19 protein-coding genes are annotated in these 23,231 nt (G+C 72.5%); 14 read left to right on the forward strand and 5 right to left on the reverse strand.

Translation table 11 applies throughout. The annotated features are described in order from the left end of the window. Window positions 1–32: 32 nt before the first annotated feature. Window positions 33–950, forward strand: coding sequence for a UbiA family prenyltransferase (locus AB0I32_RS03390; protein ID WP_357502872.1), 918 nt, complete (start codon window positions 33–35; stop codon window positions 948–950). A 71-nt stretch (window positions 951–1,021) separates the two neighbouring features. Beyond that, a complete protein-coding gene (locus AB0I32_RS03395; protein ID WP_357502874.1) occupies window positions 1,022–2,488 on the forward strand; it encodes a family 43 glycosylhydrolase in 1,467 nt (488 codons plus the stop codon). A 29-nt stretch (window positions 2,489–2,517) separates the two neighbouring features. Here the strand turns inward: AB0I32_RS03395 and lnt are convergent, their stop codons facing one another. After that, window positions 2,518–4,164: an apolipoprotein N-acyltransferase gene (gene lnt / locus AB0I32_RS03400; protein ID WP_357502876.1), complete on the reverse strand. Its 1,647-nt coding sequence runs from the start codon at window positions 4,162–4,164 to the stop codon at window positions 2,518–2,520. A gap of 72 nt (window positions 4,165–4,236) precedes the next feature. On the opposite strand from lnt, the gene AB0I32_RS03405 reads away from it, so the two are divergent. Beyond that, window positions 4,237–4,494, forward strand: a complete 258-nt coding sequence (locus tag AB0I32_RS03405) for a hypothetical protein (RefSeq protein ID WP_357502878.1) — start codon at window positions 4,237–4,239, stop codon at window positions 4,492–4,494. Window positions 4,495–4,514: 20 nt separating this feature from the next. Here AB0I32_RS03405 and AB0I32_RS03410 read toward each other — a convergent pair whose 3' ends face one another. Continuing rightward, on the reverse strand, window positions 4,515–5,453 hold the full coding sequence (locus AB0I32_RS03410) for an NADP-dependent oxidoreductase (RefSeq protein ID WP_357502880.1): 939 nt from the start codon (window positions 5,451–5,453) through the stop codon (window positions 4,515–4,517). Between the two features lie 111 nt (window positions 5,454–5,564). On the opposite strand from AB0I32_RS03410, the gene AB0I32_RS03415 reads away from it, so the two are divergent. The 10 genes from AB0I32_RS03415 (at window position 5,565) to rbsD (ending at window position 17,170) form a co-directional block, all read left to right on the forward strand. Beyond that, on the forward strand, window positions 5,565–6,065 hold the full coding sequence (locus AB0I32_RS03415; protein ID WP_357502882.1) for a MarR family transcriptional regulator: 501 nt from the start codon (window positions 5,565–5,567) through the stop codon (window positions 6,063–6,065). Window positions 6,066–6,153: 88 nt separating this feature from the next. Next, window positions 6,154–7,617, forward strand: coding sequence for a family 43 glycosylhydrolase (locus AB0I32_RS03420; RefSeq protein ID WP_357502884.1), 1,464 nt, complete (start codon window positions 6,154–6,156; stop codon window positions 7,615–7,617). A 59-nt stretch (window positions 7,618–7,676) separates the two neighbouring features. Further along, window positions 7,677–8,111: a hypothetical protein gene (locus tag AB0I32_RS03425; RefSeq protein WP_357502886.1), complete on the forward strand. Its 435-nt coding sequence runs from the start codon at window positions 7,677–7,679 to the stop codon at window positions 8,109–8,111. Window positions 8,112–8,196: 85 nt separating this feature from the next. Then, entirely contained in the window at window positions 8,197–11,091 is a 2,895-nt protein-coding gene (locus AB0I32_RS03430) for a sugar-binding domain-containing protein (protein ID WP_357502888.1), read from the forward strand. 207 nt (window positions 11,092–11,298) lie between these two features. Then, complete coding sequence (locus AB0I32_RS03435; protein ID WP_357502890.1) at window positions 11,299–12,336, forward strand: LacI family DNA-binding transcriptional regulator; 1,038 nt, start codon at window positions 11,299–11,301, stop codon at window positions 12,334–12,336. Further along, entirely contained in the window at window positions 12,336–13,883 is a 1,548-nt protein-coding gene (locus AB0I32_RS03440; protein ID WP_357502893.1) for a sugar ABC transporter ATP-binding protein, read from the forward strand. The genes AB0I32_RS03435 and AB0I32_RS03440 overlap by 1 nt, the downstream gene beginning before the upstream one ends. Continuing rightward, window positions 13,880–14,860: an ABC transporter permease gene (locus AB0I32_RS03445; RefSeq protein ID WP_357502895.1), complete on the forward strand. Its 981-nt coding sequence runs from the start codon at window positions 13,880–13,882 to the stop codon at window positions 14,858–14,860. The genes AB0I32_RS03440 and AB0I32_RS03445 overlap by 4 nt, the downstream gene beginning before the upstream one ends. A gap of 68 nt (window positions 14,861–14,928) precedes the next feature. Continuing rightward, complete coding sequence (locus AB0I32_RS03450) at window positions 14,929–15,873, forward strand: substrate-binding domain-containing protein (RefSeq protein ID WP_357502897.1); 945 nt, start codon at window positions 14,929–14,931, stop codon at window positions 15,871–15,873. Next, entirely contained in the window at window positions 15,870–16,787 is a 918-nt protein-coding gene (locus tag AB0I32_RS03455; RefSeq protein ID WP_357502899.1) for a ribokinase, read from the forward strand. The genes AB0I32_RS03450 and AB0I32_RS03455 overlap by 4 nt, the downstream gene beginning before the upstream one ends. Further along, the gene (rbsD, locus tag AB0I32_RS03460) at window positions 16,784–17,170 is read left to right on the forward strand and encodes a D-ribose pyranase (RefSeq protein WP_357502901.1); all 387 of its coding nucleotides are present in this window, start codon (window positions 16,784–16,786) and stop codon (window positions 17,168–17,170) included. The genes AB0I32_RS03455 and rbsD overlap by 4 nt, the downstream gene beginning before the upstream one ends. A gap of 31 nt (window positions 17,171–17,201) precedes the next feature. Here the strand turns inward: rbsD and AB0I32_RS03465 are convergent, their stop codons facing one another. Beyond that, complete coding sequence (locus tag AB0I32_RS03465) at window positions 17,202–19,412, reverse strand: alpha-galactosidase (RefSeq protein WP_357502903.1); 2,211 nt, start codon at window positions 19,410–19,412, stop codon at window positions 17,202–17,204. Window positions 19,413–19,604: 192 nt separating this feature from the next. Here AB0I32_RS03465 and AB0I32_RS03470 point away from each other — a divergent pair, with 192 nt between their 5' ends. Beyond that, window positions 19,605–20,756, forward strand: coding sequence for an ROK family transcriptional regulator (locus AB0I32_RS03470; RefSeq protein WP_357502905.1), 1,152 nt, complete (start codon window positions 19,605–19,607; stop codon window positions 20,754–20,756). Between the two features lie 17 nt (window positions 20,757–20,773). Here the strand turns inward: AB0I32_RS03470 and AB0I32_RS03475 are convergent, their stop codons facing one another. Continuing rightward, the gene (locus tag AB0I32_RS03475; protein WP_357502907.1) at window positions 20,774–21,559 is read right to left on the reverse strand and encodes a glyoxalase; all 786 of its coding nucleotides are present in this window, start codon (window positions 21,557–21,559) and stop codon (window positions 20,774–20,776) included. A 191-nt stretch (window positions 21,560–21,750) separates the two neighbouring features. Further along, a complete protein-coding gene (locus AB0I32_RS03480; RefSeq protein ID WP_357502909.1) occupies window positions 21,751–23,217 on the reverse strand; it encodes a PepSY-associated TM helix domain-containing protein in 1,467 nt (488 codons plus the stop codon). Window positions 23,218–23,231: the final 14 nt, after the last annotated feature.

Here is a 23,231-nt window from a genome sequence, read left to right on the forward strand (position 1 = left end):
GAGCGGGCGGCCCGGCGGATAACGTGCCGCACATGACGTCCGGCAAGCCGTCCGGCAATCTGCCCAGCAATCTGTCCGGCAATCTGTCCAGCGATCTGCCCGGGACGAGCGCCCGTCACCTGGTCCGCGGCCTCGTGCTCGCGAGCCACGCCGCACCGGCCGCCGTCGTGACCGGCCTTGCCGCCGCCCTCGCCGCGGCCCTCGGCTCCGGCTGGATCGTCGTCACCCTGGTCACGGTCGCGGTGGGCACCGGCCAGCTCTCCGTCGGCTGGTCCAACGACTGGATCGACGCCGAGCGCGACACCACCGTCGGACGCACCGACAAGCCCGTGGTCGCCGGGCTCATCACGGCGCGCACCCTCCGCGGCGCCGCGTTCACGGCGCTCGCCGTCTGCGTCGTCGCGTCGCTCGCGCTGGGTGCCGTTCCCGGGGTAGCCCACCTGGTGGCGGTGGGTGGCGCGTGGGCGTACAACGCCCGCCTCAAGGCGACCGTGTGGTCGTGGCTGCCGTACGCGCTGTCCTTCGGGCTGCTCGCGGTCTTCGTGGTGCTCGCCGCGCCCGGCCCGCGCGTCCCGGCGGTCTGGGTGGTCGCCGCCGCCGCGCTGCTCGGGACCGGGGCGCACGTCGCGAACACCCTGCCCGACCTGGAGGACGACGCCGCGACGGGCGTGCGGGGCCTGCCGCACCGGCTCGGCCGCCGGGCGTCCGAGGTGCTGGCCCCGGCCCTGCTGGTCGCCGCTGTCGCCGTGGTGGTCATCGGTCCGGCCGGGGCGCCGGGTCCGGCCGCCTGGGTCGGCGGCGCGGTAGCCGTCAGCCTCGCGCTGGCCGCTGGCGTCATGGCTCTCGCCCGGCCGCGCAGCCGTGCGCCGTTCAGCCTCAGCATGTGCGTCGCGGTGGTGTGCGTGGTGCTGCTGGCCCTCGCCGCGTCCGAGACCGCGGTGCTCCCCTGACCTCACCGGTGATCACCGGCCCGGCGCGGCCACGTTCGACACGCCGGACCTGATGCTGTAGACCCTGCTCCATGAACGTCGTACCGATCATCCCCGGCTACCACCCCGACCCCTCGGTCTGCCGGGTGGGCGACGACTACTACCTGGCGAACTCGTCGTTCGAGTACGCGCCAGGGGTCCCGCTGTGGCACAGCCGCGACCTGCTGACCTGGACCCTCGTCGGGAACATCCTCGACCGCCCGGAGCAGTTCCTCGCCGGGCGCGCCGGCTCCAGCCAGGGGGTGTTCGCGCCGACCCTGCGCCATCACGACGGCCGGTTCTGGCTGATCACCACCGACGTCACCGGCCCCTCAGGGCAGCTCGTCGTCTCCGCCGAGGACCCCGCGGGCCCCTGGAGCGCCCCGATGTACCTCGAGGGCCTGCACGGCATCGACCCCGACCTCGCCTGGGACGACGACGGCACGTGCTTCGTGACGTACTGCTCCTCCGGCCCGGACGGCGTGGGGATCGCCCAGGTGCGCGTCGACCTCGAGAAGGGGACCGCCCTGGAGGAGCCCCGGTGGCTGTGGAGCGGGACCGGCCTCGCGCACCCCGAGGCACCGCACCTGTACCGGCGCGGCGCCTACTGGTACCTGCTCATCGCCGAGGGCGGGACGGAGCGCGGCCACAGCGTCTCGGTGGCGCGCGCGACCCGGCCCGAGGGTCCCTACACCGGCGCGCCGGCGAACCCGATCCTCAGCCACCGCAGCACCACCCACCCCGTCCAGAACACGGGTCACGCCGACCTCGTCGAGAACCCGGACGGCAGCTGGGCGATGGTCTACCTGGCCGTGCGCCCGCGCGGCTACACGCCGATGTTCCACGTCAACGGCCGCGAGACCTTCCTCGCGGGCATCGACTGGGTGGACGACTGGCCGGTGGTCGACGAGGACCGCTACGACGTGGCGGTGCAGGACACGTCGTACACCGACACGTTCGACGGCGCCCCGCTGCACCCGCGCTGGGTCTCCCCCGGCACCGGCCTGGCCGAGATCGTCGCATCAGGGCCCGACAGCGGGCTCCGGCTCCGCCCCGGCACCGGGGCCCGCGCCGACGTCAGCGCCCTGACCGCGCGCGCCCTCGATCCCGCGTGGCGTTTCGAGGCGGACCTCAACCTGGGGCACGGGTCGGGCGCGCTGCTGCTGCGCCTGGACGACACCCACTGGTGCGAGATCCGTGCCGACGCCGGCGAGGTGTACGCCGTCGTCCGCATCGGTCCGCTCGAGACGCGGCACGGCGCAGCCGTCCCGCTGACCGGGCCCTCGCTCACGCTCCGGGCCGAGTCGGTCGCCGCGACCACGAACGGGCCGGACGACGTGCGCCTGACCGCCGTCGTCGACGGGACGGAGCACGAGCTGACCCGCTTCGACGGCCGGTACCTCTCGACCGAGGTGGCCGGCGGGTTCACGGGGCGCGTCGTCGGGCTGCGGGCGATCGACGGCGTCGTCGACGTCACCGAGGTGCGCTACGCACCGCTCACCGCGGACGAGGCGGGCTGACCCGTTCGACCGGCTGACCGCTCAGGCGCTCAGCCGGTCACCCGCCGCCGGCTCACGAATCCCACGACGGCGAGGCTCAGGAGCGTTCCCCACCACAGCAGCCCCTGGATCCACGGGCCGAGCACGACCCCAGCGGTGCGGCCGTCGCGCAGCTCGATGTCGGTGACCAGGAGGCCCGCCTCGTCGAACGGGAGCGTCCGGAGCAGGGTCCCGTCCGGGGCGAACACCTGGCTCGTACCGGTGGTGGAGAGGTTGACGACGCTGCGGCCGGTCTCGATCGCGCGCATGCGGGCGATCTCGCGCTGCTGCAGGTTCTCGTCGGTGCCGCGGAAGTCGGCGTTGTTCGTCTGGAACATGAACACCTGCGCGCCGTCGTGCACGCCTTCCTGGATGACGTCGTCGAAGGCGACGTCGAAGCAGATCGCCAGGCCCGCCTTCGCCCGCCCGAGGTCGAAGACGGGTGAGTCGTCGCCGGGCGTGTACCCGCGCACCAGGAGCCCGACGAGGTCGGGGACGATCGCGCTGTACAGCCACCGGTCGGGGATGTACTCGCCGAACGGCACCGGGTGCCGCTTCGCATGCGTCGCCGCGGAGCCGTCCGCCGTCCAGAGGAACGAGGTGTTGTAGACCAGGTCCCCGGCCTCGGACGCCGCGTTCAGGACGATCGGCGCACCGTAGGCGTCCGCGGCCGCGGAGAGCGTCCGGGCGGTGGCCGCGTTCGACGCCGGGTCGCTGTCGACGCCGCCCTCCGGCCACACCACGACGTCCACCCGCTCGCTCTCCAGCGGCGTCGAGGCGCCGAGCTGCGAGCGCAGCACCTCCAGCGGCGCACGCTGGTCCGCGTACGCGGCGGGTCCGTTGCCCTGGACGGCGCCGACCCGGAGGGTTCCGGCGTCGGCGGTCGGGAACTGGGGAACCACCACCATGACGACGGCGAGCAGGCCGACGGGCAGCGCGCCCCACCACCGGGCGGCCGCGACCTCGCGGTCGTCGTGCTCGGCGCGTTGCCGCTGGACGCGGACCGCCCACCGGACGGCCTCGACCGCTCCGGCGCACAGCGCGACCATGAGGAACCCGAGGCCGGACACGCCCAGCCACGATGCGACGGGAGCGATCGGGCTCTCCGACTGGCTCATCCCGAGCCGCCCCCACGGAAAGCCGCCGTAGGGCCAGGAGCCCAGGACGAGCTCTCGGGCCGTCCACGCGCCGGCGACGAGCGCCGGGAGCGCCACGAGACGAACGGTCGCGGTGTCGCGCCAGCGCGGCAGCCACCGGTAGGCGAGCGTGACGAGCGGCGAGAAGACCGCGAGGAGGAGCGTCTCCGCGGCGGCGAGGGCCACCCACGGCACCCAGCCGAGCGGGTCGTCGCCGAGGAACTGCGACGCCCACGACACGTGCGGAAAGTAGAACGCGGCGCCGAACGCCGCCCCGACGAGCACGCTGCCCCACAGGCTTCGCCCGACGAGGGAGACCAGCGCGAGCAGCACGGCCACGAACGCGAGCGGCCACCACGCGAGCGACGGGAAGGCGGCATCGAGCGCGAACCCGCCGGCGATCGCGAGAGCGAGCGCCGCCCAGAGCGGCACGAGGGGGCGCGCGATGTACGGTGCGGCCGTGCCGGCCGAAGCCCGCACGCGGGCCCGGGCGGTGCGGCCCGGGATGACGTTGTGAACCAAGGCTCTCGTTCTCGCAGAGTGAGTGGGAAGGCGCGGGCTAGGACAGCGTGAGCGTCACGCGCATGGTAGTCCGTGCCGCTGGGTCGCCCGCGTGCGCAACCGCTCATCCTGGACGAGAACGTCTGGCACACACTCAACGGCACGCTCGGGCTGACGGTCGCCGACCTGGCCGGAAGCAAGGAGCCCGCCGCCAAGTACCAGACGTACGTCGAGCTGGTCCACGAGTGGGCAGGCTCGCCCGCCCGGGCGCAGTGGATCGAGTGGGTCCTGTTCCGCCAGGACGGCGAGCTCCTCGAGGACGGCGAGCGGGCCGGCGCACTCACCGAGTGACCTGCCGGTGTGGCGAGGGATCAGTCGGCGTCGGGGACGGCCACAACCTTGCCGCGCAGCTCACCGGCGGCTGACTGTGCGTGGATCGCGGGGAGCTCGCTCAGCGGGACGCGCCGCGCGACGTCGACGGTGAGCTCGCCGCTGTCGACCAGGGCGACCAGCTGGGCCAGCTCGTCGACGTCGGCCCGGACGAAGATCCCAGCGGCCCGCACCCCGCGCTCGTCGTCGCTGGGCGTGGGCATCCACGCGGTCGTCGATGCCACGACGCCGCCGTCACGGACGAGGGTGACGAGAGACGTGAACTCGTCCGGGCTGATGGGTGCCAGGTTGAGCAGGACGTCGACGGGCTCCCTCACCGAGCCGAGGACGGTGGAGGCCGTGTGGTCGATGACCTCGTCAGCACCCGCGGCCGTGACGGCGTCATGGCTGCGGGGGCTCACCGTGGCGATGACGTGGGCACCGGCCCGCTTGGCGAGCTGGACCGCGTACCCGCCCACCGATCCGCCGGCACCGGTGATCAGCACCCGCTGACCGTCCTTGAGCCCGGCCTCGTCGAAGAGCGACTGCCAGGCGGTCAGCGCCACGGACGGCAGCGCGGCCGCGTCGACGAGGTCGATGGTGGTCGGGGCCTTGACGAGGACGTCGGCGGGGGCGACCACGTACTCCGCCGCGGAGCCGTCCTCCGTCATCGGGAGGAAGCCGACGACCGCGTCGCCGACCTGGAGAGCGGTCACGCCGTCGCCGATCGCGTCGACCGTGCCGGAGACGTCGTAGCCGGGTACGTGCGGCAGCGTCACCGGGATCGGCAGGAGGCCGCCTCGGATGCCGTTGTCGGCCGGGTTGAACGCGGAGCCGGCCACGCGGACGAGCACCTGGCCCGCACCGGCGACGGGCCGGTCGGTGTCCTCGTAGCGCAGGACCTCGGGGGAACCGGTCTGGTGGAAACGTACTGCCTTCATGATGACCTTCTCTCAGCTTGTTGCTTCGGATTCGAAGCAACTGGGAAGACCGTAGCACTGCTTCAAGTTCGTAGCAAGTGCTTTGAGTTCGCAGCAAGGTAGACTGCCGGCATGGCCGACACCCCTCGTTCCTTCGACCCCACCGAGCTGGGTGCGTACTTCGCGCTCATCGAGGTCAGCAGCCTTCTGCGACACACGGTCGAGCAGCAGCTGCGGGAGGCCGGCGACCTCAGCTACGTGCAGTTCCAGCTCCTGGCCCGCCTGGGCAACTCGCCCGACGGGAGCTACCGCATGACCGACCTCGCCGATGGTGTCGTCTACAGCCGCAGCGGCCTCACATACCAGGCCCAGTCGCTCGAGCAGCGCGGGCTGGTCACTCGCGCACCGTCACCCGACGACGAGCGCAGCACCACGGTCACGATCACCCAGCAGGGCCGGGACACCCTCGCGAAGGTCTTCCCCGGCCACATCGCCGTGCTCGACGGGCTGCTGTTCGAGCCGCTGGCGCGTCAGGACGTCGAGGTCCTCGCCGACGTGCTGGGCCGGGTCCGTGACCACATGCGCGCGGCACCCCCGCGTTCCGCGGCACCGCGCCGACGCAAGACGAGCTGACCTCCGCACGCGCCTTGACCGGACGGCCCGGCTCGGGCAGAGTTCGCGATGTTAGCGCTCACAATCTCGATGACAAAGGAGTCATCCCGTGCCGTCACCCTTTGCTGTCCCGCTGGTCAGGCTGCGCCGCCGGATCCTCGCGGCCGGGACCGCCGCCCTCATGGCGCTCGTCCTCGTACCCGCCGCTCCGGCGTCCGCCCAGTTCATCGACGTGCCCAACCCGATAGTGCAGCAGCGCGCCGACACGGCGATCTACAAGCACACCGACGGCTACTACTACATGACCGCGTCCGTACCGGACTACAAGCGCGTCGAGCTGCGCCGGTCGCAGACCCTCGCGGGCCTCGGCTCGGCCACACCGGTCACCGCCTTCACCGCGCCGTCCACCGGCAACCTGAGCGGCTGGATCTGGGCGCCCGACATCCAGTACGTCGACGGCGCCTGGTACATGTACTTCTCGGCGTCGCCCGACTCGTCGCGGTTCGCGCAGCGCCTGTACTCGATCCGCAACACGTCCGCGAACCCGACGACGGGTACGTGGTCGGCGCCGCAGCGCATGACGACGGGCTGGGACTCCTTCCAGCTCGACCCGGCGTCGTTCACCCTGAACGGCACCCGGTACTTCGCCTGGGCGCAGGACAGCCCCAGCACGAGCTACAACAGCCACATGTACCTGGCGCGGATGACCTCGCCGACCACCATCGACACCGCCTCCGCGATCGAGATCGCGCGGCCCACCCACTCCTGGGAGATGGAGGGCGTCGCGGGCGTCGTCGAGGGGCCGTCACCCCTGGTGAAGAACGGCCGGGTCTTCATCGCCTACTCCGCGTCCGCCACCGACTCCCGGTACAAGCTCGGCCTGGTCTCCGCCTCGGCGTCGGCCAACCTGCTGTCCGCGTCGTCGTGGTCCAAGCGGTCGACGCCGGTCTTCCAGACGGCGAACGGCGTCCACGGGCCCGGCCACGGAAGCTTCACCGTCGCGGAGGACGGCGTGACCGACATCCTCGTCTACCACGCCCGCGACTACGCGACGCCGAACCCGGACGCCCTGACCGACCCCAACCGGCACACCCGCGTCCAGCAGCTGTACTGGGCGGCGGACGGCTACCCGTTCTTCGGCCAGCCGCAGGCGGCCGGCTCAGGGCAGCCCGGCATCCGGGGGCGGCACAGCGACAGGTGCGTCGACGACTACGACTGGAACACCGCCGACGGCGCCCTCGTCAGGCTCTCCACGTGCGGCACCGCCACGGCGCAGAAGTGGGAGTTCAGCTACACGGGCGGCTACTACCGCATCAAGAACCTCCACGCCGCCAAGTGCCTGGACAACCTGAACGGTTCGACGGCGCTCAACGCCGACGTCGGCCTGTGGACCTGCAACGGCAACCCCAACCAGGACTGGTCGATCGTCGACCAGGGCAACGGCTGGTTCTCCCTGCGCAACCGGACCAGCGGGACCTGCCTCGACAACTACCAGTGGGACACCGGCAACGGCGCGCGCCTGTCGATGTACACCTGCAACGGCCTCGACGCCCAGCTCTTCCGCCGGGGCTGACGCAAGCCCCTGCGGGCACCCTGGCCCAGGCGGACGATCCGCCCGGCTAGGGTGCCCGCATGGCGATCTTCAGGAACAGGGACAGGGACAGGTCTCCGGCCGAGGAGCCGCTGTACGCCGGGCTCCCGGGCCTGTACGCGGCCGATCCGGGCGAGCTGGCGGCGGAGGTCTTCATCCGGCTGTTCGCCCCGGACCAGAAGCCGCACCACCGGCCGGAGGCGGCCCTCGGCGTCCTGCAACGGCTGGGTGGGGTCGACGAGGTCCCCGCGATCATCGTGCGCGGCACCATGGCCACACCCCGGGCGAAGTACTCCCTCGACCCGCTGTACGTGCAGTGCGTGCTGCTGTGGGAACGCGGCCTCGTCGCCGGCCGGCTCTCGCGCGGCTCGGAGGCCTACCACCACCTCGTGCTGCTCCCGAGGGGCCTGCAAGCTCTCGGCAGCGCGGACCCTGCCGCGGCTCTGCGTCGCGCGGTCCAGCCGCCTCTCGTCTGAGCGAGCGTCCGAATCCGCGAATCGTCCAGGTAAGTGCAGAGCATCGTCCCTTCAGCGGCCGCCTGGGCCGACCTAGGGTCGTGCCATGCTCACCGTCGAGTCCATGCCCGATCCGGACGCCACTGACCCGCAGACTGTGCCCGAGGCCCGCTCGGCCCTCGACCTGTCGGGCCGGTGGCGCTGCGCCCTGGACCCGGATGCCGTGGGCGAGCTCGAGCAGTGGTTCCGCACGGGCCTGCCCGAGGGCTCCCCGGCGGTCGCCCTCCCGGGCTCGATCCAGCACCAGGGCCTCGGCGACCCCGTCGGCCTGGAGACCCCGTGGACCGGCAGCATCGTCGACCGGTCGTACTTCACCGACGAGCGCTACGCCCCGTACCGCGAACCGGACAACATCGCTGTGCCGTTCTGGCTCCAGCCGCGCGTCTACTTCCGCGGCGCCGCCTGGTTCCAGCGCGAGGTGGACGTCCCGGCGGACTGGGTGGGACGCGACGTCGTGCTGTCCCTGGAGCGGGTCCACTGGGAGTCGACCGTCTGGGTGGACGAGCGACAGGTCGGCTCCGAGCGCAGCCTCACGACCGCGCACCGGTTCGACGTCGGCCACCTCTCCCCCGGCCGGCACCTGCTCACCATCCGCGTCGACAACCGCACGGTCGTCGACGTCGGACCCAACGCGCACAGCATCTCCGACCACACGCAGGGCAACTGGAACGGGATCGTCGGCGCGCTCACCCTTGCCGCGCTGCCGGAGGTGACGATCCGGCGCGTGCGGGTCGTGCCCGACGTCGCGGCCAGGTCCGCCCTGGTCAAGATCGACATCGCCGCGGGCAGCGGCGGAGCGGGGACCGGCAGCGTCCGCGTCGCTGCACGGCGCTTCAACGTCCCCGGCGAGCACGAGGAGGGGCCGGTCAGCGCCACCTTCGAGGCCGGACACAGCCGCGACCTGGCCGAACGCGGCCTCACCGCCGGCGGCACGCACGTCGACGTGCTGCTCCCGCTGGGCGACGACGCGCTCACCTGGGACGAGTTCCACCCGGCGCTGTACGAGCTGACCGTCGAGCTCGTCACCGACGTCCGCGGCAGCGAGCACCGGCACGTCGCCCGCACGGTGTTCGGCCTGCGCGAGGTGGGCGTCGACGAGACGCAGGTGACGATCAACGGCCGCAGGACCTTCATCCGCGGCACGCTCGAGTCGTGCGTCTTCCCGCTGACGGGCTACCCGCCCACCGACGTCGGCTCGTGGCGCCGCATCATCGCCGTCTGCCAGGCCCACGGGCTGAACCTGCTGCGCTTCCACTCCTGGTGCCCGCCGGAGGCGGCGTTCGTGGCCGCCGACGAGGCGGGCTTCTACGTGCAGGTGGAGGGCCCGGTCTGGGCCAACCAGGGCGCCGCGCTGGGCGAGGCCCGCCCGGTCGACGCCTATCTGTACGAGGAGACCCGCCGCATCCTCGACGCCTACGGGAACCACCCCTCCTTCATCATGATGGCGCACGGCAACGAGCCCGGCGGACGGGACGCGGAGTTCCTCGCGTCGTGGGTCAGCACGTGGCGGACGTACGACCCCCGGCGCCTGTACACGAGCGGCGCCGGCTGGCCGGCCATCACCGAGAACGACTTCGACAACATCCCGGACCCGCGCGCGCACCGGTGGGGCGAGGGGCTGGAGTCGCGGCTCAACGGCCGCCCCCCGGAGACGAAGTCGGACTACCGCGAGTGGGTGCGGTCGCGCCCCCGCCCGATCATCAGCCACGAGATCGGCCAGTGGTGCGCGTACCCCGACTTCGCGGAGACGGCGAAGTACACGGGGCTCATGGAGCCGCGGAACTTCGGCATCTTCGCCGACTTCCTCCGGGAGGCGGGCATGGCCGACCAGGCCGAGGCGTTCCTCCACGCCTCCGGCCGGCTCCAGCTGCTCTGCTACAAGGAGGACATCGAGGCGGCGCTGCGCACCGAGGGGTTCGGCGGCTTCCACCTGCTCGGCCTGAGCGACTTCCCCGGTCAGGGCACCGCCCTGGTCGGCGTCCTCAACCCGTTCTGGGAGTCGAAGGGCTACAGCACGGCGGAGGAGTTCGCGCGCTTCTGCGGCCCCACCGTCCCGCTGGCACGGCTCCCGCGCCGGGTCTGGACCGCGGACCAGGAGATCGAGTTCGAGGTCCAGGTCGCGCACTTCGGCCCGACGCCGCTCGACGCCGACGTGACCTGGAGCCTCGTCGACGCGAACGACACGGAGCTCGCCACCGGCGTCGTCGCGCAAGGTGCGCACATCCCGATCGGCAACGGCACCCGGTTCGGCTCGGTGGCCGTCCCCACGGGTCTCGTCCCGGCGCCCGCGCAGGTGCGGCTCGTCGTCTCCGTCGCCCCCGTCGCATCCGGGGAGGACGCCGCCGGCGCCGCCTTCCAGAACGACTGGGACCTGTGGGTGTATCCGGACGCCGAGCACAAGACACCCGGCACCGTGCTGGTCACCACCGAGATCGGCGAGGCCGTCGAGCGCGCGGGCGCCGGCGCGACGGTGCTGCTGGAGCTCGCACCGGAGAGCATCGGGAACGACGTCGCCCTCGGTTTCACACCGGCCTTCTGGAACACCGCGTGGACCGAGGGTCAGGCGCCCCACACCCTCGGCCTGCTGCACGACCCGGCGCACCCGGTGTTCCGCCACTTCCCCACCGAGGGTTCCACCGACTGGCAGTGGTGGGAGCTGCTGCACGGCGCCAAGGCGATGCTGCTCGACCGGCTCCCGCAGCGGCTGCGGCCGCTCGTCCAGCCCATCGACACGTGGTTCGAGGCGCGCCGGCTCGGCGTGCTGTTCGAGGCGAACCTCGGGACGGGAAAGATCGTGGTGAGCTCGCTCGACCTCGATCCCTCGGGCGACCGTGCCGCCGCCCGCCAGCTCCGGCACAGCCTGCTGGAGTACATGGCCGGCGCCGACTTCGCTCCCGCCGTGACGGTCGAGGCGAGCGACCTGATGAGCGTCCTGCGCTGACGCCTCGGCGACCCGGAGTGCGAGGGAGACGCCGAACTCGCACTCCGGATTGACGGTCTCGAGGTCGACAGCCCGCGCCGCACCGCCCGATTGACATCCGGCCGATCCGCTCGTACCTTCGTGGAATCGGTTCCATGGAATCGGTTCCATGAGTTCGTGCCTCCCGACAAGCGACGTCGGGCCACGAGTGCGGCAAGGAGGCTGTGAATGCGTGCGGTGACCATCCATGACGTGGCGGCCGAGGCAGGTGTGTCGGCGGCGACCGCGTCGCGTGTGCTGTCGGGGCACCCGGCCACGTCCGAGGAGTCGCGCACCCGTGTGACCGAGGCGGCCCGCAGGCTCGGCTTCCGGCCGAACGCGCAAGCGCGTTCGCTACGCAAGAACCACACGAACACGCTCGGCCTGCTCCTGTCGGACGTGCGCAACCCCTTCTTCGCGGACATCGCGCACAACGCCGAGCAGCACGCGCTCGAGTCCGGGATCGCGACCCTCCTGTGCAACGCGAACGAGAGCACGGAGCAGCAGGACCTGTACCTCGACCTTCTCCTGTCGCAGCGTGTGGCAGGCATCATCGTCGCCCCCCAGGGCGACGGGGCGGGTTCACTGCGCGAGGTGCTCACGCTCGGGGTGCCGGTGGTGTTCGTGGACCGCACGGTCGACGGGGTCGACGTACCGAGCGTCACCTCGGACAACCGCTCCGGCATCACCGGCGCGGTCGCTCACCTGGCCGGTCTCGGGCACCGCCGCATCGGGCTCGTCGCCGGACCCCAGGAGACGTCGACGGGCCGCGAGCGCCTCGAGGCGTTCCGGCAGGCGATCGCGGAGCACGGCCTGGACGACGATCCCGACCTGGTGCACCTGGGCGACTTCCAGGTGACCAGTGGTGCACGGGCCGCGAACCAGCTCCTTGACCTGCCCCACCCGCCCACGGCGGTCCTCGCCGCGGACTCGCTCATGACGTTCGGCGTGCTGGAGGTGCTGCGCGAACGGGGCATCCGGGTGGGCAGCGACCTGTCGGTCGTCGGGTACGACGACGTCGCGGCGTTCCGCTGGTTCAGCCCACAGCTCACGGTCGTCGCGCACGATCCCGCGCGCATGGGCGCCCTCGCGGTCGACCTGATCCGCGACGTCCTGGACGGCCGTCCGGCTCGGTCGGTCGTCCTGGAGTCGTCGCTGGTCGTGCGCGAGTCCACCGGACCGGCTCCCGGAACGGGTCCTGTCCCCCACCCCGCAGGAAGGCAGTGATGACCGCGGATCCGGTGCTCTCGTTGGAGCACGTCACGAAGAAGTTCGGCCCGGTCACCGTGATCGACGGCGTCACGGTGCACGTCCGGCCCGGCCACGTCCAGGTCCTTCTCGGAGAGAACGGCGCCGGCAAGTCGACCCTCATCAAGATGATGGCGGGCATCTACCAGCCCGACGGCGGTCGTGTCGTCGTGGACGGCCGCCCCGTCGTGCTGTCGGACGTACGCACCGCGGAGTCCCTCGGGATAGCGACGATCCACCAGGAGCTGAACCTCGTGCCGACCATGTCGGTGGCGGAGAACATCGTGCTCGGCCGGATGCCTTCCCGGGCGGGTCTCCTCGACCGCCGCGCGGTGCGCCGCACCGCACGCGAAGCGCTCGCCCGGATCGGGCTCGACCTCGACGTCGACACGCCGGTCGGCGAGCTCGGCATCGCACGCCAGCAGCTCGTCGAGATCGCCAAGGCCCTCAGCACGAAGGCCCGCATCCTGATCCTCGACGAGCCGACGGCCGCGCTCACCGGCGACGAGACCGACGCGCTCTTCGGGGTCGTCGAGGAGCTGCGCGCGGCCGGCGTCGGGATGGTCTTCATCAGCCACCATCTCGAGGAGATCGGCCGGATCGGCGACTCCGTGAGCGTGCTGCGCGACGGCGCGCTGGTCGCGGAGGTACCGGCGACGACGGACGAGGACGAGCTCGTTCGCCTCATGGTCGGCCGGGACATCACCGACCACTACCCGCGGCGGCGGGACTACGACGGACCGGACGAGGTGCTGCTCCAGGTCGACCGGCTGAGCAGCGGCGACCGGCTGCGCGACATCAGCCTGACCGCGCGGGCCGGCGAGGTCGTCGGGATCGCCGGCCTGGTCGGCGCCGGACGCACGGAGCTGCTGCGCGCGATCGCCGGAGCCGACCCGTATGACTCCGGAGAGGTGCGGGTAGCGGGCAGACCGGTACCGCGTCGTGGCGTCCCAGCGGCGATCGACGCAGGCATCGGCCTGGTCCCCGAGGACCGCAAGGCGCAGGGCCTCGTGCTCGACGCGTCGGTGAACGAGAACATCGGGTACGCCACGCTCGGCAGCACCGCCCGCGCCGGCCTGGCGGACCGGCGCGGTCAGCGGGACCGGGCACGCCAGATGGCGGAGCGGCTGCGCATCCGCATGAGCGGCATCGACCAGCCGGTCCGCGACCTGTCCGGCGGCAACCAGCAGAAGGCCGTGTTCGCCCGCTGGACGCTCGCCGGATCCAAGGTCCTGCTGCTCGACGAGCCGACGCGCGGCGTCGACGTCGGCGCGCGGGTCGAGATCTACGAGGCCGTCAACGCCATCACCGCGGCGGGCGGGACCGTCGTGATGGTCTCGAGCGACCTGCCCGAGGTGCTCGGGATGAGCGACCGGGTCCTCGTGATGAGCGGCGGCCGCCTCGCCGGTGAGCTCTCCCGCGAGGACGCCACCCAGGACCGTGTCATGGCACTCGCCGTGCGCGACGTCGACCGCGAGGCCGAAGACCACACGAACGCAGCGACCACAGAAGGAACGGACCGATGACCACCACGACCGCCGCACCGGCGAAGCAGCGCTCGGTGCGCTCCGCCCTCGGCTCCCTCCTGTCCGGCAACGGGGCCCTGGTCGGCCTCCTCGTGCTGTGCCTGGCCCTGTACATCGCCACGCCCGCGTTCCTGACCGGACCCAACCTCGTCAACATCGGGATCCAGGCGTCCACCATCGCGGTCCTGGCGTTCGGCATGACGTTCGTCATCGTGGCCGGCGGGATCGACCTGTCCGTCGGCTCGGTGGCCGCGCTGTCGGCCATGGCGTCGGCCTGGATCTTCACGTCGGCCGGTCTGCCCGGGTGGATGTCGATCGTCGCGGGCCTCGCGACCGGCGCGCTCGCCGGTGCCGTCAGCGGGCTCGGAGTGGCGTTCGGCCGGCTCCCCTCGTTCATCGCCACCCTGGCGATGCTGTCGGTGGCCCGCGGCCTGACCCTCGTGCTGTCCGACGGGCGGCCCATCGCCACGTCCCCCGAGGTGTCCTTCCTCGGCTCGCGCCTCGGCGGTGTACCCGTCCCGATCCTCGTGCTGGTCGTCACCGGCGTGATCGCGTCGTTCGTGCTGGGCCGCACCGTCGTCGGACGAGAGATGTACGCCGTCGGCGGCAACGTGGAGGCCGCGCGGCTGTCCGGCATCCGGGTGCGCAAGGTCCTCGTGACGGTCTTCGCGCTGGCCGGCGTCTACGCCGCGCTCGCGGGCATGCTGCTCGCCGGCCGGCTCAACTCGGCCCAGCCGCAGGCCGCGGCCGGGTACGAGCTCGACGCGATCGCCGCCGTCGTCATCGGCGGTGCCTCCCTCGCCGGCGGTGTCGGCAAGGTCTCGGGCACGCTCGTCGGCGCACTGGTCCTTGCGGTCATCCGCAACGGCCTCAACCTCCTGAACGTGTCGTCGTTCTGGCAGCAGGTGGTCATCGGGCTCGTCATCGCCGTCGCGGTCGGGATCGACGTGCTCCGCCGCAAGAACACGCGGCACTGACCACCCCTCGACAGCCTCACCCGCACCACCAACGGCCCAAGGACGGGCCACAGACGAAGGAGCCGAAGTTGAAGTTCTCGATCACCACGAAGGTCGTCACGTCCGTCGTGACGGGCCTTGCCCTCGCCACGACGCTGACCGCGTGCAACCGCGGCGGTGACGCCGCCTCCGGGCAGCAGCAGGTCACCCTCTCGCTGTCCACGCTCAGCAACCCGTTCTTCGTCGACGTGCGGGACGGCGCACAGGACGCGGCCGACGAGCTCGGCCTGACCCTCGACGTCGTCGACGCGCAGGACGACTCCGCCACCCAGGCCGACCAGGTGGCCAACGCCATCACCGGCGGATCGGCAGGCGTCATCATCAACGCCGTCGACTCCGACGCCGCCGGTGCGGCCGTCGCCCCGGCCCTGTCCGACGACCTGCCCGTCATCGGCGTCGACCGCGCCGTCAACGGCGCCGACATCACCTCCCTCGTCTCCAGCGACAACGTCGCCGGTGGCAAGCAGGCCGCCGACGCGCTCGCCGCGGCGATCGGCGAGAAGGGCAAGGTCATCGTCCTGCAGGGCGTGGCAGGTACGTCCGCCAGCCGCGACCGTGGCCAGGGCTTCGCCGAGGGCATCGCGGCCTACCCGGACATCGAGGTCGTCGCCACGCAGACGGCGAACTTCGACCGTGCCGAGGGTCTCGACGTCGCGACCAACCTGCTGCAGTCGAACCCCGACGTCGTCGGCATCTTCGCCGAGAACGACGAGATGGCGCTCGGTGCGGTCCAGGCCCTGGGCGACCGGGCGGGCAGCGACGTCTTCGTCGTCGGCTTCGACGGCACGGACGACGGCCTCGCCGCGGTCGAGGCGGGCACGCTCGCCGCGACGATCGCGCAGCAGCCGACAGAGCTCGGCAAGCAGGCGGTCCAGCTCATGAAGCAGGTGCTCGACGGCGAGCAGGTCGCCAAGGACACCCCGGTGCCCGTCCAGACCGTCACCGAGGACAACGTGACGGACTTCCTCCAGTGAGCCGGGTCGTCGTCGTCGGCTCCGTGAACGCCGACCTGCTCACCCAGGTGGCGGTGCACCCCGCCCCCGGTGAGACCGTCCTCGGGCGGTCGATGTCCGTCCTCGCCGGCGGCAAGGGCGCGAACCAGGCGGTCGCTGCCGCCCGGCTCGGGGCCGAGGTCGCGTTCGTCGGAGCCGTCGGCGACGACTCGTTCGCCGGCCAGGCGACGGCCGGGCTGCGGGCCGCGGGTGTCGACCTGTCGGCACTCACCACGGTGCCCGGCCCCACCGGCATCGCGCTCGTCACCGTGTCCGCCGACGGCGAGAACTCGATAGTCGTCATCTCAGGGGCCAACGCCACCGTCGAGGCCGACACCGTGTCCGCGCACGCCGCGACCGTCGCAGGGGCGGACGTCGTGGTGCTGCAGGGCGAGATCCCCCGCGCGGCCACCGAGACGGCCGCGCGGCTCGCGCGGGGCCGCGTGGTGCTCAACCTCGCGCCCGTGATCGAGCTCTCCGCTGACGTGGTCCGGCGCGCGGACCCGCTGGTGGTCAACGAGCACGAGGCCCGGCTCGCGCTGTCGCTGCTCGGCGGTCAGGCCGTGCCCGACGACGACCATGCGGCAGCGGCGCGCGCGTTGACCGAGGCGGGGGTGTCGTCGGTCGTCATCACCCTCGGTAGCGCGGGAGCCGTCGTCGCGACCCGCTCCGGCGACGGGGAGGTCGCCGCGGTGCCGTCCCCGAAGGTCAGCGCCGTCGACACGACCGGCGCCGGCGACGCGTTCGTCGGTGCTCTCGCCTCCCGGCTCGCCGCCGGGGACGAGCTGCTCGACGCCGCCCGCCTCGCCGCCCGGGTCGGCGCGTACGCCGTCACGGGCATCGGAGCGCAGTCCTCCTACCCTTCCTCGACCGACGCGCTGCCGGAGGTGCGATGACCCGCGCACACGGCATCCTCAACCCGGACCTGGCCGCGGGGCTGGCCCGGCTCGGGCACGGGCACCTGGTGGTCGTGGCCGACTACGGCCTCCCCCTCCCTCGCGAGGCGGACGTGGTCGACCTGACCCTCGTGCACGGCGTGCCACGCTTCACCCAGGTGCTCGACGCGCTGCTCGCCGAGATCGCCGTCGAGGGTTCCGTCGCCGCGGCGGAGACCAGCGGGACCGACGTCGAGACCTGGCTGCGCGAGCGTGGCCTCACCCCTGACCTCCTGCCGCACGACGACCTCAAGGCTCTGCTGCCGCAGGCTCGCCTCGTCGTCCGGACCGGCGAGGCGACACCGTACGCGAACGTCGTGCTGCGTTGCGGCGTGCCGTTCTGACCTACCGTCCCGTCCGCCGCGGCCCCGTCCGTCAGACCTCGGGGAGTGCCCGGACGTCGAGCAGTACCGACCGCTCCGGGAACTGGTTGGGCACCTGCAGGCCGACGACGCCGAGGGTGCGGCCGGACAGGCGTGCGCCGTCCTTCCACCAGGCGGGCGCCCAGGTGCCCGCCCAGGGTGAGATGTCGTCGCCGGGGGCGAGCGGCCGTACCTCGTAGGTCCGTGCCGGGTCGAGGCCGGGCAGGCGCACCCGTCCGGGCGGCGCGAAGACGCCGGTCGTGAGCTGCACGACCGCGAAGATCCCGGCGGACCGGTCGTCGGCGACCACGCCGTGCACGCGCAGGGCGGGGTCGGGGTGGTCGGCGCGCACCACCTTGCCGGTGTGCAGCAGCCCGCGGTGCTCCCGATAGGCGCTGACCCAGGCGGCGAGGCCGGTCAGGTCGTCGTCGGAGGCGCGCGTCAGGTCCCACTCGACGCCCAGGTGGCCGAAGAACGCCGTCGCGCCGCGGAAGCTCAGCTCGTGGGTACGGCCGGTGGTGTGGGCGTGCGTCGAGCCGATGTGGGAACCCATCATCTCGGGCGGGACGACCATGCCCGTGCCCGCCTCGATGACCTGCCGCTCCAGGGCGTCGATGCAGTCGGAGGCCCAGATCCGGTCCGTACGCTCGAGGATGCCCAGGTCCGCGCGCCCGCCGCCGCCCGAGCAGCTCTCGAACTCCACGCCCGGGTGGGCCGCGCGCAGCGCGTCGATGAGCTGGTAGGCGGCGAGCGTCTGGCCGTGCACGCCCGGCCGGCCGGTGGCCTGGTGCCCCGCCTCGATGAGGTCACGGTTGTGGTCCCACTTGACGAACGCGATCGGGTACTCGGTGAGGATCGCGTCCATGCGCCCGAACACGTGGTCCCAGGCGCCCCGGTTCGCGAGGTCCAGCACCTGCTGGTTGCGGGCCGACGGCGGCAGGCGTCGGCCGGTCCGCAGGATCCACTCGGGATGCTCCCGCGCGAGGTCGGAGTCCGGGTTGACCATCTCCGGCTCGAACCACAGCCCGAACTCCATGCCGAGCCCGGTGACATGGTCGGCCAGCGGGTGCAGGCCGCCCGGCCAGACGTCCTCGTCGACGTACCAGTCGCCGAGGCCCGCCGTGTCGTCGCGTCGCCCCTTGAACCACCCGTCGTCGAGCACGTAGCGCTCGATCCCGACGGCGGCGGCGGCGTCCGCGAGCGCCGTCAGGCGGGCCAGGTCGTGGTCGAAGTAGACGGCCTCCCAGACGTTGATCAGCGTCTTGCGGGGGCTGGTGGGGTGCTGGGGCCGGGAGCGCAGGTAGGCGTGGAAGCGGTGGGAGAGCTCGTCGAGCCCGTCGCCGTAGGACGCGTACAACCAGGGCGAGGAGTACGACTCGCCTGCGGTGAGCCGCACCTCGCCCGACAGGAGCAGCTCGCCGCCGCCCAGCACGCGGGCACCGCTGGGCATCTCCTGCTCGGCGTAGGTGCGGGTGTTGCCGGACCAGCCCACGTGGACGCCCCAGACCTCGCCGCTGCCGTGCCCGAAGCCGGACCGGCCCGCGGTCAGCAGCAGGGTGCCGTCGTGGCTCCGGGCGCGGCGCGACTCGCGCAGGTGGGTGCCCGCGGTGAAAGCGTGCCGCTGGGCGGAGCGTTCGCGCAGGTGGCGGCCGGTCCAGTCGAGGACCTCATCGGCCTCGGCGGGTACGGGCAGCGCGGTGTCGAGGCCGGCAACGGTGAAGACGTCGTCGGCCGTGTTGGTCAGGGTGGAGCGGGTACGCACGAGGCCGGACGGGTACTGCTCGACGACGAGGGTCAGCAGGAGGCCGGCGTCGGCGTCGGTGGCGGTCACGACGAGGCGGTGGGCGACGGGGGTCCCGTCGTCGCGCGTCAGCGGGCCCGTGAGCGTTGTCCCGGTGACACGGAACGCCGTCGACCACGCGGCGCCGTCCCGGGAGCCGGTGACGCCGGGCGTGGCGAGCCAGCCTGCCGACTGCTCGGGCAGCAGCGTGAGCGCGTACGGGGCGTCGGGGGTGCCCGACACCACAGGGACCACCGAGGCGAGGACGAGCTCCGCGACCTCGTCCGGTCCGACGTCGCCGAGGTCAGCACCCCAGTGGAGCACGCGCGGCAGGCGCTCACCGGACGTGTCGAGCAGCAGGCTCACGCCCCCGGCACGCAGGTGGGCGAACGACTGCGCGGCTCCGGGCGCGGCGTCGTGCTGGGTCTGGAGAGAGACGGACATCGGGTGGATTCCTCGGGTTCGGGACGTCGGTGGCGGAGTAAGTTTTACTACGAAAGATATTTGAGGGTCAAGGACGGCAGAAGGCCGGATTGGAGCGCCGATTTGTTTTGCGGTGGAAGGTAACGGCGAATAGGCTGATCGCGCGACACAATGGCCGCGGACGGGCCATACCCGAGCGAGAGGTGGCGGTCGATGACGACGAGCAGCGACGTGCAGCCCTGGGTGCCGCTCGCGGGCCAGTCCCATCGCCTCGCGCTCGAGGTGCTGCTGCACGGCCCGCTGTCCCGGGCGGAGCTCGCGCGGCGCACCGACCTCAGCGCGGGCAGCCTGACGCGGCTCACGAAACCGCTGGTGGAGGCAGGTCTCCTCGTCGAGGTCGGGCCCGATGCCGGTGACCTGCGACCCGGCCGCCCGTCCCAGCCGCTCGACATAGTCCCGGACGCGCACCACTTCGTGGGCGTGAAGATCACCGGGGACACCGCGCACGGCGTCGTCACCACGCTGCGGGCCGACGTCGTCGCGTCCGGCAGCCGGCCACTCGAAGGCCGCACCCCGGACGAGGTGGCCGACGTCATCGCCGGGCTCGTGGACCACCTTGCCGCCCAGGTCGCCGGCGTCACCGCCGTCGGCGTCTCCATCGGCGGGCACGTCCTGCCCGACGGGACCGCGCACCGCGCACCCTTCCTCGGCTGGGCCGACGTCGCGCTGTCCACGCTCCTGCAGGAGCGGACCGGCCGCCCGGTCGTCGCGGCCAACGACGTCCTGGCGCTGACCGAGGCCACGCACTGGTTCGGCGAGGGCCGCGGGCACGACCAGTTCGCACTCATCACGATCGGGGCCGGCATCGGGATCGGCATCGTCGCGCACGACCGCCTGCTCACCGGGCCCAACGCCGGCCTCGGCATGCTCGGGCACCACTCGCTGGACCCGCTGGGCCCGCCCTGCCCGCTCGGGCACCGCGGGTGCGCCACCGCGATGCTCACCACCGGCTCCATCGAGCGCCAGGTCGCCGCCGCACGCGGCGACCTGGTGCGCTACGACGAGGTCCTCGACCTCGCCGAGTCCGGCGACGAGCTCGCCCGCCGCGTGGTGGACGACGCCGGTCGCGCGCTCGGCCGGCTGGTCGCCGTCGTCACCGAGGTCGCCCTTCCCGAGGTGGTCGTGCTCGGTGGGGAGGGCGCGCGCCTCGCGGTCGTCGCGCGGGCGGCGCTCGACGCCGGGCTCGCGGGCGACCTGGACCCGCTCGCCGAGCCGCCGGAGCTCGTGGTGCAGGCCTCCGGGTTCGACGTCTGGGCCCGCGGCGCCGCGGTCATCGCGATCCAGACGTACGTGCTGGGCCGCTGAAACCGGACCCGTTCAGGTCATCCGGACTGACCGATCCAGGTCTCCAGGTCGTCGGCGAGCTGCAGGTCGTCGGCCACGCGCCGCCGCTCGTCGTCGTCCAGTTCCGTCACGACCACCTCGAGGTCGGCCCTCAGCCCCGGGATGCGCTCGCGTTCGTCGAGGGCGGTCGCCAGCTCGATGAGCGTCGCGTACGCGGTCGCCCGGTCCACGGGCGTCGCGTCGCCGCCGTGCCTGCGCAACGCCGAGGTCACCACCCGGAAGGCTGCCTTGTCGTCGTTCTTGAACTCCCGGTAGATGCGGGCGTTGTCCAGAGCCCGCCGCAGGGGCGGCAGACTCTTGTCCCCTCCGTACTCCAGGTCCTCGGGCTCGTCGCGCTGGATGAAGACGATGCTGTTCCCGGAGGGGTCCAGGAGCGTGAAGCGGGAAGCGCCGGGACGGTACCTGGTGATGCGCGGCAGCCCTTTCGCGAGGACCTTGCCGTACGACGTGCGCATCGCCGCGGTGAACGCTGCGTGGTAGGACGCCACGTCGTCGACGAACACCAGGCAGCCGCCCGTGTCCTCGTCGGCCGGGTCGATCCCCTGGGGTGCCTTCTTGTAGTCCAGCTGGAAGCCGCTCATCGCGAACGAGAGATAGAGGTACGGCTTGTGCATCTCGTACGCGACGTCGAAGCCGAGCGCCCGGTAGAACGCGGTGGTCTCCTCGCCGGAGACACAGGGCAGCATGGGGACCGTCATCTCGTTCGCCCGGATGCCGGCTGCCGACGAGGCGGTGGTCGGCAGGTCGGTGGCGTTCTGGTTCACGCAGGACTCCTCGGGGGTCGGGTGCCGGGGAAGGCTAGACCGGATCGCGAAGGGACGCACATGAAATCGTTTTCGCGCCGATAGGAGCGACTCCTCGGCCCGGCCCCCACCGCCGAGGACGCGCTCGCCCACCTCACCGACGAGCTGCGCACTCGGCAGCACCAGTGACGCAACACCGGTAACCGGGCTGATCACGCCCGTTGCCGTGCCCGCACCACCCCGATCAGGACGTCCACCAGCACGAAGGCCGCGAGCGTGTACCCGACGAGCGGGAGGAACCACCCGATCGCGACGGCGCACACGACCACGGCGGCCAGGCCCCACCACGGCGCGCCGCGCAGGGCGCCGCGGACCGGCGGCGGGCCCGCGAGCGCGCGTGGCTCGCGGGTCGGCCGCCGCTTCCACCACATGAGGTACCCGAGCACCACCATCGATCCGATGCCCAGCGCGAGGACGAAGAGCACGATCTGGTTGGCCAGGCCGAACAACAGTCCCATGTGCAGGTCGATGCCCCAGGTGGTGAGCTTGGCCGCCAGCGGGAAGTCCGCGAAGTCCGCCTGGTCGACCACCTCCATGGTGCTTCCGTCGATCGCGACGGAGTCGCCGGCGGTCGGCACGCTGCTCTTGTTCTCCTGCACGACCCACGCGGTGCCGGGCTCGGCGGGCGGCTTGATCTCCACCTCGCCCGTGTTCACGTTGACCCGCTGTGCGATGGCGAGCACCGCGTCGAACGTCGCGGGGTTCGCCACGCCCGTGTGCTCGCCGGGCGCTCCCCCGTGCCCCGCATGCTCGTCGTCGCCGGCTGGAGCGTCGTCGGACAGGGCCGTGCTCACCGACGGGGTGAGCCAGCCGAGGCTGGTGCGCAGGGTCTCGACGTTCGCGCCGCCATGCTGGGACCAGGTGATCCCGGTGACGGACAGGAACAGCGCGGCCAGCACCACGACGGCGCCGACGGTGGTGTGCCAGGACAGCACGCGCCGGTAGCCGGTCCGCCGCCGCTTCGGTCGCGCGACGACGCCGGTGACGGCTGCAGCACGACGCGCGGCGCGCAGCCGGAAGATCCACAGCACGAGCCCCGCGGTGGCGACGATCCCGAGCCAGGAGGCCGCGAGCTCGCTGTACAGCCGCCCGGGGTCACCCAGGTGCAGGCTGCGGTGCAGGTTCGAGACCCAGGCGCGCAGCGGCAGCGAACCACTCGAACCGTACGCGACCAGGTCGCCCCGGACCTCGCCGGTACCGGGGTCGACGAAGATCGCGCGGGACTCGCTGGGTCCCAGCCCGTCCTGGCCGAACATGACCCGCGTGGTGTCGCCCGGCTCGGGCGCCGGGCGCACCGCTGCGAGCACCGCGTCCTCGCCGACGTGGTCCTGGGCGGCCGCTATCTGTTCGCCCAGGGTCAACGACGTGCCGGTGACGGGGGCGTGCAGCTCGTGGTCGTAGACCACCTGCTCCAGCGCGGGGGTCAGCGCGTACAGGGCGCCGCTGGTCGCGGCGACCAGGATGAACGGGCCGATCAGGAGGCCCGCGTAGAAGTGCAGCCGCCGCAGGAGCGGGCCGAACCACGGGCGGCGCCCCTGGTTCGGCGGGTTCGCGGAGCTCGAGGATGTGGGGTCGGTGTCGGCGGGGAGGTTCTGGTCGCCGGCAAGCGTCTCGGTCATTGAGGAGCCTGCTT

Source organism: Promicromonospora sp. NPDC050249 (assembly GCF_040656015.1).
Taxonomy (GTDB): Bacteria; Actinomycetota; Actinomycetes; order Actinomycetales; family Cellulomonadaceae; genus Promicromonospora.